This is a genomic window from Guptibacillus algicola (genome assembly GCF_020171805.1).
Lineage (GTDB): Bacteria > Bacillota > Bacilli > Bacillales > Guptibacillaceae > Guptibacillus > Guptibacillus algicola.
The window spans coordinates 204635-222356 of the sequence record NZ_JAIVAF010000005.1 but is presented as its reverse complement, the minus strand read 5'-3'; the positions used below and the strand labels follow the sequence as shown (position 1 = coordinate 222356).

At 43.4% G+C, this 17722-nt stretch carries 15 protein-coding genes; 2 read left to right on the top strand and 13 right to left on the bottom strand.

What is annotated here, in order from left to right; all coding sequences use genetic code 11:
* Positions 1 to 76 precede the first annotated feature (76 nt).
* The gene (locus tag LCM09_RS16905; protein WP_224884321.1) at positions 77 to 1411 is read left to right on the top strand and encodes a CoA-disulfide reductase; all 1335 of its coding nucleotides are present in this window, start codon (positions 77 to 79) and stop codon (positions 1409 to 1411) included.
* A gap of 38 nt (positions 1412 to 1449) precedes the next feature.
* Here the strand turns inward: LCM09_RS16905 and LCM09_RS16900 are convergent, their stop codons facing one another.
* The 9 genes from LCM09_RS16900 to LCM09_RS16860 form a co-directional block, all read right to left on the bottom strand.
* The gene (locus tag LCM09_RS16900; RefSeq protein ID WP_224884320.1) at positions 1450 to 1827 is read right to left on the bottom strand and encodes a hypothetical protein; all 378 of its coding nucleotides are present in this window, start codon (positions 1825 to 1827) and stop codon (positions 1450 to 1452) included.
* A gap of 541 nt (positions 1828 to 2368) precedes the next feature.
* A complete protein-coding gene (locus tag LCM09_RS16895) occupies positions 2369 to 2986 on the bottom strand; it encodes a thymidine kinase (protein ID WP_224884318.1) in 618 nt (205 codons plus the stop codon).
* Positions 2987 to 3117: 131 nt separating this feature from the next.
* The gene (rpmE, locus tag LCM09_RS16890) at positions 3118 to 3324 is read right to left on the bottom strand and encodes a 50S ribosomal protein L31 (RefSeq protein ID WP_224884417.1); all 207 of its coding nucleotides are present in this window, start codon (positions 3322 to 3324) and stop codon (positions 3118 to 3120) included.
* Between the two features lie 568 nt (positions 3325 to 3892).
* Positions 3893 to 5158: a transcription termination factor Rho gene (gene rho / locus LCM09_RS16885; protein WP_224884316.1), complete on the bottom strand. Its 1266-nt coding sequence runs from the start codon at positions 5156 to 5158 to the stop codon at positions 3893 to 3895.
* A 421-nt stretch (positions 5159 to 5579) separates the two neighbouring features.
* Positions 5580 to 6548, bottom strand: a complete 969-nt coding sequence (gene glpX / locus LCM09_RS16880; protein WP_224884314.1) for a class II fructose-bisphosphatase — start codon at positions 6546 to 6548, stop codon at positions 5580 to 5582.
* Positions 6549 to 6638: 90 nt separating this feature from the next.
* Positions 6639 to 7928 (bottom strand): UDP-N-acetylglucosamine 1-carboxyvinyltransferase, encoded by a 1290-nt coding sequence (gene murA / locus LCM09_RS16875; protein ID WP_224884312.1) that lies wholly within the window; start codon positions 7926 to 7928, stop codon positions 6639 to 6641.
* 114 nt (positions 7929 to 8042) lie between these two features.
* Complete coding sequence (fsa, locus tag LCM09_RS16870) at positions 8043 to 8696, bottom strand: fructose-6-phosphate aldolase (protein WP_224884310.1); 654 nt, start codon at positions 8694 to 8696, stop codon at positions 8043 to 8045.
* Between the two features lie 189 nt (positions 8697 to 8885).
* Positions 8886 to 9749, bottom strand: a complete 864-nt coding sequence (gene fba, locus LCM09_RS16865; RefSeq protein WP_224884308.1) for a class II fructose-1,6-bisphosphate aldolase — start codon at positions 9747 to 9749, stop codon at positions 8886 to 8888.
* A 288-nt stretch (positions 9750 to 10037) separates the two neighbouring features.
* Positions 10038 to 10406, bottom strand: coding sequence for a response regulator (locus tag LCM09_RS16860; protein ID WP_224884306.1), 369 nt, complete (start codon positions 10404 to 10406; stop codon positions 10038 to 10040).
* 105 nt (positions 10407 to 10511) lie between these two features.
* On the opposite strand from LCM09_RS16860, the gene LCM09_RS16855 reads away from it, so the two are divergent.
* Entirely contained in the window at positions 10512 to 11081 is a 570-nt protein-coding gene (locus LCM09_RS16855; RefSeq protein ID WP_318246530.1) for a DUF2529 family protein, read from the top strand.
* A 46-nt stretch (positions 11082 to 11127) separates the two neighbouring features.
* Here the strand turns inward: LCM09_RS16855 and pyrG are convergent, their stop codons facing one another.
* The 4 genes from pyrG to LCM09_RS16835 all read right to left on the bottom strand — a co-directional run bounded on the left by pyrG (position 11128) and on the right by LCM09_RS16835 (position 17699).
* Positions 11128 to 12741: a CTP synthase gene (gene pyrG, locus LCM09_RS16850; protein WP_224884302.1), complete on the bottom strand. Its 1614-nt coding sequence runs from the start codon at positions 12739 to 12741 to the stop codon at positions 11128 to 11130.
* Between the two features lie 279 nt (positions 12742 to 13020).
* On the bottom strand, positions 13021 to 13515 hold the full coding sequence (rpoE, locus tag LCM09_RS16845; protein ID WP_224884299.1) for a DNA-directed RNA polymerase subunit delta: 495 nt from the start codon (positions 13513 to 13515) through the stop codon (positions 13021 to 13023).
* A 289-nt stretch (positions 13516 to 13804) separates the two neighbouring features.
* Positions 13805 to 17068, bottom strand: a complete 3264-nt coding sequence (gene icmF, locus LCM09_RS16840; protein WP_224884297.1) for a fused isobutyryl-CoA mutase/GTPase IcmF — start codon at positions 17066 to 17068, stop codon at positions 13805 to 13807.
* A 13-nt stretch (positions 17069 to 17081) separates the two neighbouring features.
* Positions 17082 to 17699: a TetR/AcrR family transcriptional regulator gene (locus tag LCM09_RS16835; protein ID WP_224884415.1), complete on the bottom strand. Its 618-nt coding sequence runs from the start codon at positions 17697 to 17699 to the stop codon at positions 17082 to 17084.
* Positions 17700 to 17722: the final 23 nt, after the last annotated feature.

Here is a 17722-nt window from a genome sequence, read left to right as displayed (position 1 = left end):
AGCAAAAATAGCTTGAACTTTCTATAAATAGGGTAAACTAACTAGAGCCATTTTTAATATGAGAGGAGTTGTTTCCATGAAAGTTGTTATTATCGGTGGAGACGCAGCAGGAATGAGTGCTGCGATGCAAGTCGTGAGAAATGATGAAGATGCGGAAGTGGTGACACTTGAAAAAGGAAATATTTATTCCTACGGCCAGTGCGGACTACCTTACGTGATCAGCGGAAAAATAGAATCGACTGAAAACCTGATCGCCAGGAGTGTTGAAACGTTCCGTGAAAAATATGGTATCGACGCAAGAGTGTATCACGAGGCAACAGAAGTCGATAGCGAAAACAAAATCGTGAAGGGGAAAAACCTTCAAACCGGCGAGAGCTTTTCTGAAAGCTATGATAAATTATTGATTGCAACTGGAGTACGTCCAGTAAAACCAAACTGGGAAGGTATCGACCTTGACGGTGTACATACTCTGAAGACGATCCCTGATGCAGAGAAAGTAATGGAAGATACAACTGAATCGATAAAAAATGTCGCCATCATAGGTGGTGGTTATATCGGACTCGAAATGGCAGAAGCATTTCGAGAAATAGGAAAAGAAGTGCGCATCATCGAATTAGGTCCATACTTAGGCGGAATATTTGATGAAGACATGGCAGAGCACATTCACGAAGAAGCAGAGCGTAATAACGTGGCTGTACACACAAACGAGGCCGTGAAAGAACTAAAAGGTGATTCCCGGGTCAAAAAAATCGTTACGGATCAAGGCGAGTATGATGCTGACCTCGTTCTCGTCTCAGTTGGAGTCAAACCTAACACAGAGTTCGCTCAAGAGTGCGGCCTTCATACTGCTGAAAATGACGCCATCCAAGTGAACCGCTACATGGAAACAAGCATCGAAGATATTTATGCTGCGGGAGATTGCGCGACACATTATCACCGCGTAAAAGAACGCGATGACTTCATTCCACTAGGTACGACAGCGAATAAGCAAGGTCGTATCGCTGGACTCAATATAATAGGACATCCGAACACGTTCAAAGGAATCGTCGGGACCTCAGTGATCAAATTCTTTGAACTAACGCTAGGTCGAACAGGATTATCATCGAAAGAAGCAGAGGATTTAAATTTACCGTTCACTAGCTGCTCTACTCAAGCAACAGATATCGCAGGGTATTATCCTGATGCGCGTGAGCTAAATGTAAAACTCATCTATCGAGATGATAATGAGCGCATATTGGGAGGACAGTTCATCGGAAAGCACGGAGTCGACAAACGCGTCGATGTGCTCGCAACTGCCCTCTTCCATCAGATGACGCTTCATGATATCGAAGACCTTGACCTCGCTTACGCTCCTCCATACAACAGTGTATGGGATCCTCTTCAACAAGGAGCACGACGAGCACAGCATTAACAAAATAGACCCTCTCCCGTTTATGTGGGAGAGGGTTTTTATTTTGCTCTTACGTGGACTTTGTATCTTGGAACAGCTTGATATATCTTTTTAGCCAGACGTTTTCGTTGTTCATTTAAATCCATCGCTTCTACTGATTCAAACTTCACATTGACCCACACATGATTTCCATTGATTGAAACAGCACCCGCATCGAGCCCCTCTGCTTCCACCACTTCACGAATCTTGTTCTGATCATCACTGATCGTCGGCTTCTCTACACCCATGTTTCGGTAAGAGTTTGGATTCAAGTTGATATCCGTGTTCAATTGTTGCCCCTCTCCTGCTGCTCCATTCGATTCAGGTGGCTTAAGTGGTGAACAACCTGAGGCAAAAAGCACGAGTGACGCAAGTAAAACAGCGCTAACTTTCATCATCTAAACACCTCCTGTTCTTAAGGTGTCCGACTTTATTGATCTGTAAAGCAGTTAAATTATGTTAGTTGAGGGGTTTGATTGCTTGCCTGAGGTGTGAGGGCAGTTTAATGTCCAATTTATTGCGTTATTGTCTAAAATGAAGGTTTATTAGCCAAAATCGAGGTTTATTGTACAAAAACTAATTATATTGTCTATTATTGGTTTTTATTAGCTAATTAGAGTAATTATCAATTTACGGCACAGCTCTCTTCCGCTTTTCTCGGGCCAGCTGCAGTTCGCAGAAACTCCTATATTTCACTCTCTCAATGGAACACAAAAATCGTGTTCCTTTTCGAGAGTTCCAATATATCCGTTTCTAAACGCTCACTTCCGCTTTTCTTGGGCTAGCTGCAGCATCCAGACCCTCGAGGCGCTTCACCTTTTCAATTGAACACACAAATCGTGTTCATTTGAAAAGCTTCCACCGCCTTCGGGTCTAAGCGGATGCTTCCGCTTTTCTAACTAAAAAAACCCGGTTTCCCAGGTTTTGTCATTCGCATCTCTATCTTGATACTTCTTCCTGCTGTAAATCTCTCGCGGTCGGTTTGCCTGGTACCTTGTGGCAGTGGCGACAGCGTGGTTCGTATGATTCTGAGGCACCGACTAGGATGATTGGATCATCGTAGTGAGCCGGCTTGCCGTCGATTAGGCGTTGTGTTCTGCTTGCTGGTGATCCGCAGACAACGCAAATAGCTTGAAGCTTTGTAACGGACTCAGCTACTGTGAGAAGCTCTGGAACCTGTCCAAATGCTTTACCACGGAAATCCTGGTCAAGACCTGCTGCGATGACGCGTACGCCTTCATCAGCAAGCTGCTGGGCAACTTCCACAATTCCATCATCGAAAAACTGCACTTCGTCGATCGCGACCATATCTGTATCTTCATCGACACGATCAAGTATCGCAGTTGAGTCGTTTACCGGCACAGCAATAACCGACGTGCCATTATGAGACACAACGGATTCTTCACTATATCTGTTATCAACTTTTGGTTTGAAGACTTGAACTTTCTGTTTCGCATAAGTTGCTCTTCTTACACGGCGGATCAATTCTTCTGATTTCCCAGAAAACATGCTACCGCAAATGACCTCAATCCAGCCGTTGTGTTTCATGACATGCATGCAACCGCTTCTCCTTTCTCCCTATCCCGAAAAGACACTGTCTTTTGTTATCTATATTCCCCTAATGAAGGTGTTACACTCCTTAAAGTGTTAAAAAAACAGGCAAGAAGAATACTTGCCTGTTCTTATTATTAACCGTTGAGGTTGTATTTTTTTCTAAACTTATCTACGCGTCCACCAACGTCAGTAAACTTCTGACGACCAGTGTAGAACGGGTGGCACTCTGAGCAGACCTCAATGTTTACCCCGTCATGTTTTGTAGAACCAGTTTCGAATTCGTTACCGCAAGCACACTTAACCGTTACTTTTTCATAACCTGGATGAATTGCTTGTTTCATGAATGTCATCTCCTTCCGCCCTGATTCCTTAGGAAACAGAGTTATCTAAAAACCGAAAAGCTAAGCTGACGATTTCTGCACATACAGACGTATTATAGCAGGGAGAATAACACAATGCAATTGGTCATGAAAAAGTCTTTTTCAGTTGTCGACTAGCGAGAAGCTCAGTGCTTGTCGGGGCTTTACGGCCCCCTTCCGCTTTTCTGGGCTAGCTGTACGGGCCAGACCCTTGAGTCGCTTCACCTTTTCAATTGAACACACAAATCGCGTTCCCTTGAAAAGCTTCCACCGCCTGTCGAAGTCCAGCTACACAAGCCAAATCCTTCGGCCGTTTCACCCCCTCGGGTGAGACAAAAAACGTCTCATCCTCGCGGGCTCCAACGACCTGCGGATTTAAACGGGCTCGTTTCGCTTTTCAGGTCTAAACGGCCCACTCCGCTTTTCTGGGCTAGCTGCACGGGCCAAATCCTCCGCTCGTTTCGCCCATTCGGGTGAGACAAAAAACGTCTCATCCTCACGGGCTCCAACGAACTACGGATTTTAACGGGCCCGCTCCGCTTTTCTCAACTTATCGCCCTGCTCCGCTTTTCTCTTTCTCAAACAGGTTGAACATTTCTTCGTTTGTTTTTGTCTTTCTTAGTCTCTTCAAGAAGTTATCGACAAATTCATACGAGTCGTCCATGCTTTTTCGAATTGTCCAAAGCATTTCAAGCTGTTCTTTTGGAAGAAGGAGTTCTTCTTTACGTGTACCAGAACGACGGATATCGATCGCTGGGAATACACGTCTTTCAGCAAGACGACGATCAAGGTGAAGCTCCATGTTACCTGTTCCTTTAAATTCTTCATAGATGACGTCATCCATACGAGAACCGGTTTCTACAAGAGCTGTCGCTAGGATCGTAAGGCTTCCACCTTCTTCGATGTTACGCGCAGCACCAAAGAAACGCTTAGGTCTATGGAAAGCGGCAGGATCGATACCACCTGAAAGCGTACGGCCACTCGGTGGAATAACAAGGTTATAAGCACGAGCTAGACGAGTAATACTATCGAGAAGAATGACAACGTCTTTCTTGTGTTCGACAAGACGCATCGCACGCTCAAGAACGAGCTCGGCTACTTTAATGTGGTTATCAGGCGTTTCATCAAACGTTGAATGCACAACATCGCCATCAACCGAACGTTCGATATCTGTAACTTCCTCAGGACGCTCATCGATAAGAAGCACGATTAGTTCTGTATCAGGATGATTGGTTGTGATGCTGTTCGCGATTTCTTTTAACAGCATCGTTTTACCTGCCTTCGGTGGCGCGACGATCAAGCCACGTTGGCCATATCCTACAGGAGCGATCATGTCGATGATACGAGTCGAAAGGTTATTCGGCTTGTTTTCAAATTCCATGCGCTTCTCTGGATAGAGAGGCGTTAACGCAGGGAAATGAACGCGTTCCTTCGAAGAATCAGGGTCATCTCCATTTACTGCTGCTACATGGAGAAGGCCATAGTATCGTTCATTTTCTTTCGGAGGACGTACCTTACCGGATACGCGATCACCGTTTCTAAGGTCGAATCTTCGAATTTGAGAAGCTGATATATAAATATCTTCAGCACTTGGTGAATAATTGATCGGACGTAAGAAGCCAAATCCTTCAGAAGAAATGATTTCAAGAATTCCTTCCATGAACAGGAGACCGGACTGTTCCGCCTGTGCTTTAAGAATTGCAAAGACAAGCTCTCTTTTGTTTAATTTACTGTAATAGGAGACTTTGTATTTTCTTGCCTGTTCATACAGTTCTTTTAAATTCATTTGTTCTAATTCAGATAAATTTACTGCCATGTTGACACCACACTTTTAATTTATAATAATGCTAGTTTTTCCTAATATAAGGAATAAAGGAGAAGAGAGTACTACGGATATAAACAGCTTTCATTGCTGTCTTAATGAAATGAATCATGTTCATCGTACGAAAAAAAGAAAGAGTTTGTGAGATCCCATGAGAGGCTAGTATTCTTATCCATGCAGGTATCTCTTGTGTGAGAGTAGAGGAAGTGCACAACGAAGGTGTTGCTAAGCAATCGTTATTCTTGTGCTGATATAGACATAGTTTAAAATCTTATAGGTTAAACCTCATGATAGGGTTAAATCTTCTTAAAGTACAGCAAAATAATGTAGCACCTTATAGTTTTACCAGATTCTTTAAGAATATTCAACATGAAATGAGCGATGCTGTTAATCACAGCACCACTCTTTCCATAAATTAAGGCTTTATAACTAAGTCTGGTTTCTTTTTTAAGCTGTGCTTGCCGTCAATGAAACGGACCGTTCCAGATTTGGCGCGCATGACGACGGACTGTGTCGTTCCAGCAGTTCCTTTGAAACGAACCCCTTTTAACAGTTCTCCGTCAGTGACACCTGTTGCGGCAAAGATCGCATCTTCTCCTCTAACGAGGTCTTCCATTCGTAACACTCGTGAGACGTCTACGATGCCCATCTCACGGCAGCGACGCATCTCTTCTTCATTCTGTGGAAGCAACTTACCTTGAATTTCACCACCAAGGCACTTGAGTGCTACTGCGGCAAGAACACCTTCTGGAGCTCCACCTGAACCAAATAGGATATCAACACCAGTGTCTTCAAAAGCCGTGTTGATCGCAGCGGCCACATCTCCATCAGTGATGAGTTTAATTCTTGCACCAGCAGAACGAACCTCTTCTATAATCTTTTCGTGACGTTTACGATCCAATATGACCGCCACGCAGTCTTCAACGTCTTTATTTTTTGCTTTTGCTACGGCTTTCAAATTATCAAGGACTGAAGCATTGATGTCGATTTTACCAACCGCTTCTGGTCCTACCGCAATTTTATCCATGTACATATCAGGCGCGTGTAGCAAGTTTCCGTGATCAGCAACGGCAAGTACAGCCAAGGCATTCCAAGTTCCTGCAGCTACGATGTTCGTTCCTTCTAGGGGATCGACAGCTACGTCTACACGGGGACCATAGCCAGTTCCTAGCTTTTCACCTATATAGAGCATAGGAGCTTCATCCATCTCCCCTTCTCCAATAACAACTGTCCCTTTCATAGGAACGGTATCAAACACATCTCTCATGGCAGAAGTGGCAGCATCATCCGCTTCATCTTTCTTTCCTCGACCCATCCAGCGAGCAGAAGCCAGTGCGGCAGCTTCTGTCACCCGAACTAGTTCCATAGACAAACTTCTCTCCATAATGCTCTCCCCTCAAATGTTGATCCTAACAATAATAAAACGCTTACATTTTACCATAAGCAGAAAAGCGGCCTGAACCGCTTCTGCTAGTTACGTATTTTCAACTTCTTTTAACTCTTCTTGATCCAACTTCTCACGCCAAACTCGTGCCCCTAGGTCACTGAGCTTCTCTACAAGTCGTTCATACCCACGATCGATATGCTCAAGGCCAGAAACTTCCGTTACACCTTCTGCCATTAAACCAGCTACTACGAGTGCTGCTCCTGCTCGAAGGTCAGATGCGCGTACCTTTGCACCTTGAAGCCTTGTCGCGCCGTTAATAATAGCAGAGCGGCCTTCAACTTTGACGTTGGCTCCCATTCTACGAAGCTCATCAATGTGCTTAAATCTCGCACCATAGATCGTATCTGTTACGACACTACTACCTTCTGCATTTGTAAGGAGTGAGGTGAACGGCTGCTGAAGATCTGTAGGAAAACCAGGATAGACGAGCGTTTTGACATCGACACTCTTCCATCCCGTCCGTGGCGAACTGATGTACACCTGATCTTCATTCGTTTCTACCGTTACGCCCATCTCACGGAGCTTTGCGATAAGAGATTCTAAATGCTGTGAGATCACGTTATCGATGACGACCTCGTCGCCCATTGCTGCTGCCATGATCATATATGTTCCCGCTTCGATGCGGTCAGGAATTATAGAATGATAGCAACCGTTAAGTTCATCGACTCCGTCGATTCGAATAACATCCGTTCCAGCACCCTTGATCTTTGCGCCCATGCTAGATAGCAGTGTCGCAACATCGATAATTTCAGGTTCCTTTGCGGCATTTTCGATTACTGTACGTCCTTTTGCACGTACAGCAGCGAGCATAATGTTAATCGTAGCCCCAACGCTAACAACATCAAGATAAATACGCGCGCCTATTAACTCGTCAGCACGAAGGTATATAGCGCCTTGTTCATTGGTCACTTTTGCACCAAGTGCTTCAAAGCCTTTAATATGCTGGTCAATTGGACGGGGGCCAAGGTTACAACCACCAGGAAGCCCAATAACAGCTTTTTTAAAGCGCCCGAGCATCGCTCCCATTAGATAATAAGAAGCACGTAATTTCTTCACTTTACCGTTCGGAAGCGGCATAGCGATCATTTCTTGAGGGTTAACCGTTAGCGTGTTCCCATCTAGTTCAGCTTGTCCTCCGATTTCTTCCAAAAGATCACGGAGGATTCCAACGTCTGATATGTTAGGCAGGTGGTCGATCGTGACAGTGGATTCTGCTAATATAGCCGCCGGGATCAGCGCTACTGCACTATTCTTGGCTCCGCTCACCTGAACGGTCCCACTCAAACGGTGTCCTCCGGCGATCATCAACTTTTCCATAATGGTCTCCCTTCTTCGTCCGCATCTTATTCCTGGCAATGGATTTGTCGAAATGTGAAACTCCATAAGAATAGTATGGGCAAAAACAGGAAGTTCATGCCAATTTCATTCCGATTAGTCCAAGTCTTTTTGTACTTCGTTCCAGTCAGAAAGGAATTTATCAATACCTTTGTCTGTAAGTGGATGCTCTAGCATTTGTAGAACAACCTTCAGTGGCATTGTTCCAATATCCGCCCCTCTATGTGCTGCTTCTGAAACATGAAGCGGATGACGAATCGATGCGGCGATAATTTCAGTTTCAATTCCATGCACTGCAAACAGATCAGAAATCTCAGAGATCAAATCTAAGCCGTTATGTCCGATGTCATCTAATCTACCTAGAAACGGTGATACATACGATGCACCAGCACGAGCTGCAAGAAGTGCCTGGTTTGAAGAAAATACTAGCGTGACGTTTGTCTTTATTCCAAGCTCAGAGAATGCCTTTACTGCTTTAAGACCTTCTTTGTTCATCGGTACTTTCACAGTGATGTTAGGAGCGATGTTTGCAAGTTGCTTTCCTTCTTCAATCATATCCTCAGCTTTCATAGAAACAACTTCGGCGCTGACGGATCCCTTCACCAAGTCTGTGATTTCTCTCAATCGGTCGTGGAAGTCTACGTTTTCTTTCACAACAAGTGATGGATTCGTAGTAACTCCGGATACAACTCCCATATCGAAAGCTTCTTTGATGTCATTTAGGTTAGCAGAATCTATAAAAATTTTCATTACGTAAGTCCTCCTCTGTTGTTTAGAAAGCGTTTACGAAAAAAGTTTAACATAAATTGCTAAGTGATTTCCGGGTTTGGTTAAAATTAATTGAAAAATAGTCGGCAAGTATGGAGAAGGGGGAAGGGAATGGAAATTAGAAACCGCTCGGAATCGAGCGGTTTTTACTATTTCCACCTTAAAGAAGGTTTATGCTTTCTTTGAAGAACCGAATTCACGCATTTTGCCGATTACTGTTTCTTTAATCGCATCACGTGCAGGTCCCATGTATTTACGAGGGTCGTAAAGCTCTGGCTTTTCTTCAAGTACAGAACGAACTGCTTTTGCAGAAGAAAGCTGGCTTTCTGTGTTCACGTTGATCTTAGCATGTCCAAATTTGATCGCTTTTTTCACGTCAGCAGTTGGAATACCAGTACCACCATGAAGAACTAGAGGAACACCAGTCATTTTGCTGATTGTTTCCATGCGGTCGAAGCCAAGATTTGGTTCACCTTTGTATGGGCCGTGTACTGAACCAAGTGCAGGAGCGAAGCAATCTACACCAGTTTCGTTGATCAGGCGCTCACACTCTTCTGGAATTGCATAAGCAGCTTCTGCATCGTCAACGATAATATCGTCTTCTTGTCCGCCGATACGGCCAAGCTCAGCTTCAACTGAAACGCCTACTGCATGAGCAGCTTCAACCACTTTAGAAGTCAGAGCGATGTTCTCGTCTAATGGATAGTGAGAACCGTCGATCATTACAGATGTGAAGCCAGCATTGATCGCTTGCATACACTTAGCGAAGCTTGAACCATGGTCAAGGTGAATCGCAACAGGAACTGTTACGTTGTACTCTTCCATCAATGCTTCCACTAGAGTTGTAACGGTTTTGAAACCACCCATGTAGCGAGCAGCACCTTCTGATACTCCAAGAATGACTGGAGATTTTTCTTCCTCAGCAGCCTGAAGGATCGCTTGAGTGAACTCAAGGTTGTTCAGGTTAAATTGGCCAACTGCGTAGCCTTCTGCTTTAGCTTTTTCTAGCATTTCTTTCATAGAAACTAAAGGCATGGTAAATCCTCCTCGATATTAATTAAGATTGCTTGGCCGAAACCGTAAGCATCGTTGTTAACGACATACTTGTTATCAGAGCACACAAAATGCCTTCTTGAAATAATCGGTCATATTCAAGATGGCACAAACACATGTATTTTATGTATGTACCATGAAATGAATTTCATAAGCCACTCATGTAAAAACTCCAAAAACACGGTTCTATTATAGCATATCAAATTAACAAAAGAAGGGGAAAAAGCCTGATTTAATAGGATTTGTTTATGTAAGCGCTACCTCTTTCTATTAAGAGATCGCAGCTAGTTCTTTTTTTACAGCTTCTGTTATTTCATCGATATCGAACGGTTTAGGGAAGTGTGTGATCGCTCCAAGATCCATCGCTTGGTGAATCATATCGAGCTCTCCGTAAGCAGTCATAATGATGACAAGCGCCCTTGCTTCCATCTTTTTGATCCGCTTTAGAATTTCTAGTCCGTCCATCCCTGGAATCTTCATGTCCAGAATAACAAGATCAGGATCTTCATTCTTTACAATATCTAACGCCTGAACGCCGTTTGCAGCTTGGTAGGTTTGGTAACCTTCTTTTTGAAAAATTTCATTAAGGAGGATACGTATTCCGTATTGATCGTCGACGATTAAGATTTTCTTTTTCATATAAATGCCTCCCAATTTTCAGTTTCTATTACATATCAATTCGCTATACGTGAAAATTATCCTTCTAAAGTCCACGATTCGCAAGCAAGTCGCTCTCACGTTATAATGTGTATGATCTTCAATCATAAGAAAGGCAGTGACCCTATGCTAAAAATATTTACAACACAATTGATGGGTAAATTTAAACACATACAAGATAACCATGAGATGGTCATTGAAGATATTTCGCGCCTTCTCGCACAAACGATTACAGGCGGAGGTACGGTGTACTTTCAAGGTCAAAACGAACTTCAAGGCGTAGCACTTGAAGCGATTGATGGAGCGGATCGCCTGCCATCATGCGCGATACTTGAACCCGAAACAGAATTAACAGACCGCGATACGGTCATTATGTTTGGAAAGTATGACGATGATGAATCTTTCGCAAAACTCGCGACGATATACAAAGAAACTGGAGCTTCGGTTATTGGTGTTGCAGCAACACGAAAGGATCAAGCTCAAGCTCTTCGAGACTCTGTTCACTTTTATATTAACACAGGGCTCACGTCAGGACTTGTTCCAGATGAAGATGGTGAACGAATCGGTCACCCGTCACTCCTCGTATCCCTTTTTGTGTATCATGCGATCTACTTAACGACGAAAGAAATTCTTGATGAACATGGTGTCGAACTATAAACAAAAACAGGGTGCCGAGAATTACTCGACACCCTGTTTTTTTATATTATTGATTCGAAATTGATGCACCGATAAATTCTTTGAACAATGGCTGAGGACGTGTAGGACGAGATGTGAATTCAGGGTGGAATTGTGATGCTACAAACCACGGATGATCCTGAACTTCCACGATTTCAACGAGACGGCCATCAGGGCTTGTCCCAGAGAAAATAAATCCTGCCTCTTCCATTTGAGCTCTGAACTGATTACTGAACTCATAGCGGTGACGGTGACGCTCATATACCACTTCATCTTCATAAGCTTGGAACGCTTTTGTTCCTTCAACAAGCTTACAAGGGTAAAGTCCAAGGCGAAGTGTCCCACCTAGATCTTCAACATCCTTTTGTTCAGGTAAGAGGTCGATCACTGGGTATTTCGTTGTCGGCTTGATTTCTGCAGAATGTGCTCCTTCAAGGTTAAGAACGTTGCGTGCAAATTCTACTGAAGCAAGCTGCATCCCAAGGCAGATTCCTAGGAAAGGCACTTTGTTTTCACGAGCATATTGAATGGTCGTGATCTTACCTTCGATCCCACGATCTCCGAATCCACCTGGTACAAGGATACCATCGACATCAGACAGTAACTCATGAACATTTTCAGGCGTTACATTCTCAGAGTTCACCCATTTGATATCTACGTCCGCATCAAACGCATAACCTGCATGCTTCATGGATTCAACAACAGAAATATACGCATCCTGTAGTGAAACGTACTTACCTACAAGCGCAATCTTGGTTTTCTTAGATAGGTTCTGTACTTTATCTACAAGCTGCTTCCACTCTACCATGTCCGCTTCTTGGCAGTTCAACTTAAGGTGATTACAAGTGATATCATCTAGCTTCTGTGCTTGAAGTGAAAGTGGCACTTGATAAAGGGTTTCTTCATCCTGTGCTTCGATTACAGCATGTGGATCGATATCGCAGAACAGTGCGATTTTATCTTTCATATCCTGTGGAACAGGTTGTTCAGTACGTACTACAATCACGTTCGGCTGGATGCCAAGGCTGCGTAACTCTTTCACACTATGCTGAGTTGGCTTTGTTTTCATTTCACCAGCAGCTTTTAAGAATGGAACGAGCGTACAGTGAATGTACATCACGTTTTCTTTTCCGATATCACTCTTGATTTGACGAATCGCCTCAAGGAAAGGAAGACTTTCAATATCGCCTACTGTTCCGCCGATTTCAGTGATTACAACATCCGCATTCGTTTCGTTTCCTGCGCGGAAAACACGCTCTTTGATTTCGTTCGTGATGTGAGGAATTACCTGAACTGTTCCACCAAGGTAGTCACCGCGACGCTCTTTACGAAGAACAGTTGAGTAGATCTTACCGGTCGTTACGTTCGAGTTCTTCGAAAGATTAATATCGATGAAACGCTCGTAGTGTCCTAGGTCAAGGTCAGTCTCCGCTCCATCATCCGTTACGAATACTTCACCGTGCTGGTATGGACTCATCGTTCCTGGGTCAACGTTAATGTATGGATCAAACTTCTGAATCGTTACGCTGATCCCGCGATTTTTAAGAAGGCGACCTAGTGATGCTGCTGTAATCCCTTTTCCAAGTGATGATACAACCCCGCCTGTTACAAATATATACTTCTTCTGCTTTCCTGTTGTCATATTTCTGCCCCCTCATTGTTAGTATTCTACCCCTATAAAAAGGGAAAGGATTCATTCGATTGCTATTGTTTTGAAAAGACTCTTCTGAATGATCGACGTGTTCCTATTCGAATGTATTGTCAGGTGCTTGTAAAATAAAATAAAAAAAACAAAAGTGACACCTGTCCCATAGATGGGGGGCACTTTTGTTTTATATTAATCATTATTATATTCGTTTATTGGTGAAGCCCAAAAATGATTCTACCGACTTCGAGCCTGAAAGTCAAGAACTGTCGGAAATTATTTAGCTTCTTCCTCGTCATCTTCAAAGTCTTCGTCGTCATCATCATCGTCCGCATCGTTGTCGTCAAACTCTTCCGCGTCGTCGTCATCGAAATCTTCTTCGAAGTCATCATCAAGATCGTCGACTTCTAGACCTTCCAAGTCATCTTCAATGTCGTCTTCGAAAACATCGTCATCTTCAGACTTCTTGCGTTTCTTTGGTTTGATCGTAGTTGCAAGCTCTTCCTGAGATTGCTCCACAGGATACCAGCTCTTCAGACCCCACTGGTTGTCCCCTAGTGTTACGAAACGACCATCTGTATTTAGATTCGTATAAACTTCTGCAAGACGCTTTTGAACCTCTTCCGATGACAGTCCTTTCATGTCTCCAATCTGATTCATTAGAGTATAAAAAGAAACTGGCTTTCTTTCATCTTGCAAAATATAAAACATAATATCAATCATCGATGTCTCTTGAATGTCATCAGCAGACAACTGATTTAAGGTACTCATGATATCGGCACTCCCTTTCAATTCTCTCCTCTGAATACTTTACCCGAATGTTAAGTAAAACAACCTATGCTAGGTACCCAAATAGATAGTTTTTCTTACTTTATAAAAATCATACCATTCATTATAAACAAATTTCCTCAATCTATGCTACGATTTTTAAACAAATCTCGTTCAATCAAAAGATTTGCCATTAAAAGGCTTTCTTTCCCTGTAAACAAATAATAGGAGGAAGGACTATCCTTCCTCCTACAATAATATGAACCGATTCGTTTGACAAGCTATTACCTGTCTACATATTTCGACGGTATTTTCCACCAACTTCATAAAGAGCGGTCGTGATTTGACCTAGGCTTGCCACTTTGACCGTTTCCATAAGCTCCTCGAAAATGTTTCCTTTTGTGAGAGCAGCTTGCTTCAAACGGCGAAGGGCCTCTTTTGTCTCACCAGCGTTTCTTTCCTGGAAGCTTCTAAGGTTTGTAATCTGTTGTTCCTTCTCTTCCTTACTCGCTCTAGCAAGCTCCATATTCCACTCTTCTTCTGCAGGTGGATTCGGATTTTTATACGTGTTCACCCCTACGATTGGAAGATCACCCGTATGCTTCTGCATCTCATAATACATGGACTCTTCTTGGATTTTACCACGCTGATACTGCGTTTCCATGGCTCCAAGAACGCCTCCACGTGCATTGATTCGATCGAATTCTGTTAGAACTGCTTCTTCAACAAGATCCGTAAGTTCATCAATAATGAAGGAACCTTGAAGTGGATTTTCGTTTTTCGTGAGACCATTCTCTTTTGTAATGATCATCTGAATGGCCATCGCACGTCGCACGGACTCTTCTGTAGGCGTTGTAACAGCTTCATCATAAGCATTGGTATGAAGAGAGTTACAGTTATCTTGGATCGCCATAAGTGCCTGTAACGTCGTACGGATGTCGTTGAAATCCATCTCTTGCGCATGAAGAGAACGCCCTGATGTTTGAATATGATACTTGAGCTTTTGACTTCTAGCGTTCGCACCATACTTTTCTCTCATTACCGTCGACCAAATTCTTCTTGCAACACGCCCGATCACCGTATATTCAGGATCTAACCCGTTACTGAAGAAGAATGAAAGGTTAGGAGCAAATTTGTTGATATCCATTCCACGACTCAAGTAATACTCGACGTACGTAAATCCATTCGCAAGCGTAAATGCAAGCTGTGAAATAGGGTTCGCACCAGCTTCCGCAATATGGTATCCAGAAATAGATACTGAGTAATAGTTGCGAACTTCATTGTTGATGAAATATTCTTGGATGTCTCCCATCATACGAAGCGCAAATTCAGTAGAGAAAATACACGTGTTCTGTCCTTGATCTTCTTTTAAAATATCTGCTTGGACCGTTCCACGAACAGTGCTCAAGGTCATTGCTTTAATTTCTTGAAGCTCCTGATCAGTCGCTTTACGACCCTCTTTTTCTTCAAACTTCTGAATCTGCTGCTCTACCGCCGTGTTCATGAACATCGCAAGTATGATAGGAGCAGGACCATTGATCGTCATCGAAACAGAGGTTGAAGGTGCGCAAAGATCAAAGCCATCGTACAACTTTTTCATATCATCTAGCGTACAAATACTTACGCCACTCTCCCCAACTTTTCCGTAAATATCTGGACGGTAATCAGGGTCTTCACCATATAGCGTTACAGAATCAAATGCTGTACTCAAGCGCTTGGCATCATCATCTTTTGATAGATAGTGAAAGCGACGATTCGTACGTTCTGGCGTACCTTCCCCAGCAAACTGACGCTTTGGATCTTCGCCTTTTCTCTTGAATGGGAAAACTCCAGCCGTGTAAGGGAATGAGCCTGGCACATTCTCTTTCAGTACCCAGCGTACGATTTCTCCCCAGTCTTCATATTTCGGAAGTGAAACCTTTGGAATTTCAATACCAGCCAGACTCTTCGTCGTAAGTTCGGTTACGATTTCTTTGTCTCTGATGACAGATACAAATTCTTTCCCGCTATATTTCTCCTGAACCTCTGGCCAGCTCTCGATAATTTTCTTCGTTTCAGGATGCATATCGTCCGTGTTTTCGTCTTTCATCTTAGAAAGCATACTGATTGTTTCTTCGCTTTCACCCTTCTCTTTAAGCATGTCGATCGTACCTTGAATCTGGAATGCTTTTCGTGCGAGCTGCACTTGCTTCTCAACGTACTCATGATAGCGACGTACCGATCCTGAAATATCTTGGAGATACTGTTGGCGCTCAGGTGGGATGATTAAGTTCAGCTTTTCAACGATTTCACTCGTCTCAATATTTGTCGCCCAGTCGTTTCCACACTTTTGCTGAATCGTATCGATCAACGCTTTAAACAGCGTGTTCGTTCCAGGGTCGTTGAACTGACTCGCGATCGTACCAAATACAGGCATCTTATCAAGATCTTGTTCAAACAGCATGTGACTGCGCTGGTATTGCTTCTTCACATCACGAAGCGCATCTTCTGAGCCTTTACGCTCATATTTGTTAATCACGATCAGATCAGCAAAGTCGATCATGTCAATTTTCTCAAGCTGTGATGGTGCTCCGAATTCACTTGTCATCACATACATCGAAACGTCTGCAATTTCAGCGATTTCAGCATCACCCTGACCGATTCCGCTCGTTTCGATAATGATCAAATCATAGCCAGCTGCTTTGACAACAGCCATCGCCTCACGAATGGAAAGAGAAAGCTCTGTTTTAGACTTTCTTGTTGCAAGACTGCGCATAAAAACACGATCATTATGGATTGCATTCATACGGATACGGTCACCAAGAAGCGCACCGCCCGTCTTTTGTTTTGTTGGATCGATAGAGAGAATCGCAACTGTTTTATCTTCATATTCGTTAATAAATCGACGAACGAGTTCGTCTGTTAATGAACTTTTACCAGCACCACCTGTACCCGTAATTCCAATAACTGGAGCCGACGTTTCCATACCTTTTAGCTCTGTGAACACTTTTTCTGCAGTAGCAGCCGTTTCTTCAGATCGTTCAGCACCGAAGCTTTCAGCAAGCGTAATCAAGCTTGAAACAGCCTGAGGATCTCGTTTGCCAACTCGTTCAAGCTGGTTGTCGATCTGCTTGAAGGTCGGGAAGTCACATTCCTTCACCATCAGATCGATCATTCCTTGAAGACCAAGGTCACTTCCATCGTCAGGAGAGAAGATTCTTGAAATTCCATACTCATGAAGCTCTTTGATCTCTTTTGGAATGATGACGCCGCCACCGCCGCCATAGATGCGAATATGAGAAGCACCGTTCTCTTTCAAAAGGTCGTACATGTATTTAAAATATTCCATATGACCGCCTTGGTAGGATGAAATGGCGATACCCTGAACATCCTCTTGAATGGCAGCGTTTACAACTTCTTCAACAGAACGGTTATGACCAAGGTGAATAACCTCTGCACCACTCGCTTGTAGGATTCGACGCATAATGTTGATCGACGCGTCATGACCATCAAATAAACTAGAAGCCGTTACAAAACGCACATGGTTAACTGGTTTTTTCGTTTGCGTTACACTCACACTGTTTCCTCCTTCACGTTCTATTCGCTGTATTAACAGGGTTTAGCGCTTGAATGATGAACGCCTCCTGCATTTTCGTAAATTCTTCAATCGTGTAATGAGAGCGAAGTGCCCAGCGTCTGAACGCCCACATCTGCCCCTGAACGAGTATGTTATGAGATGCCCCGTAAATTTCTTCATCCGTCAGATGAAGCATGCCTTCGTCTACACAGTCCTGAATGAGCTTCTCAAAAATTTCTGCCATGCCAATTTCTTTCTTCAACACGTAAGGCAGCGTCTCCTGTGGCAGCGACTTCGCTTCTTGATACATCACGAGCACTTCATCCTGAAAGTCATCCATCACTTGATAAAATGCATGAAGCGCCTGTTTCAAGCGATCGATTCCCTTCACATCAGGTTTGATCTGCTCTTCTAATCTCTCGCGCACTTCGTCATAGATGCTGTCACACACAAGATAGAGTACGTCTTCTTTCTTCCGAATATATTCATAAAGCGTTCCGATACTAAATCCTGCGACACGAGCGATTTCCCTCGTTGTTGTTCTATGGAATCCTTTTTCTTTAAAAAGTGTCACAGCGGCTTTGATCATTTGCTCTCTTCGTTTCTGGATCAGCTTTTCATCCTTCACCATGGAAGGAACATTTTTTCTCACCG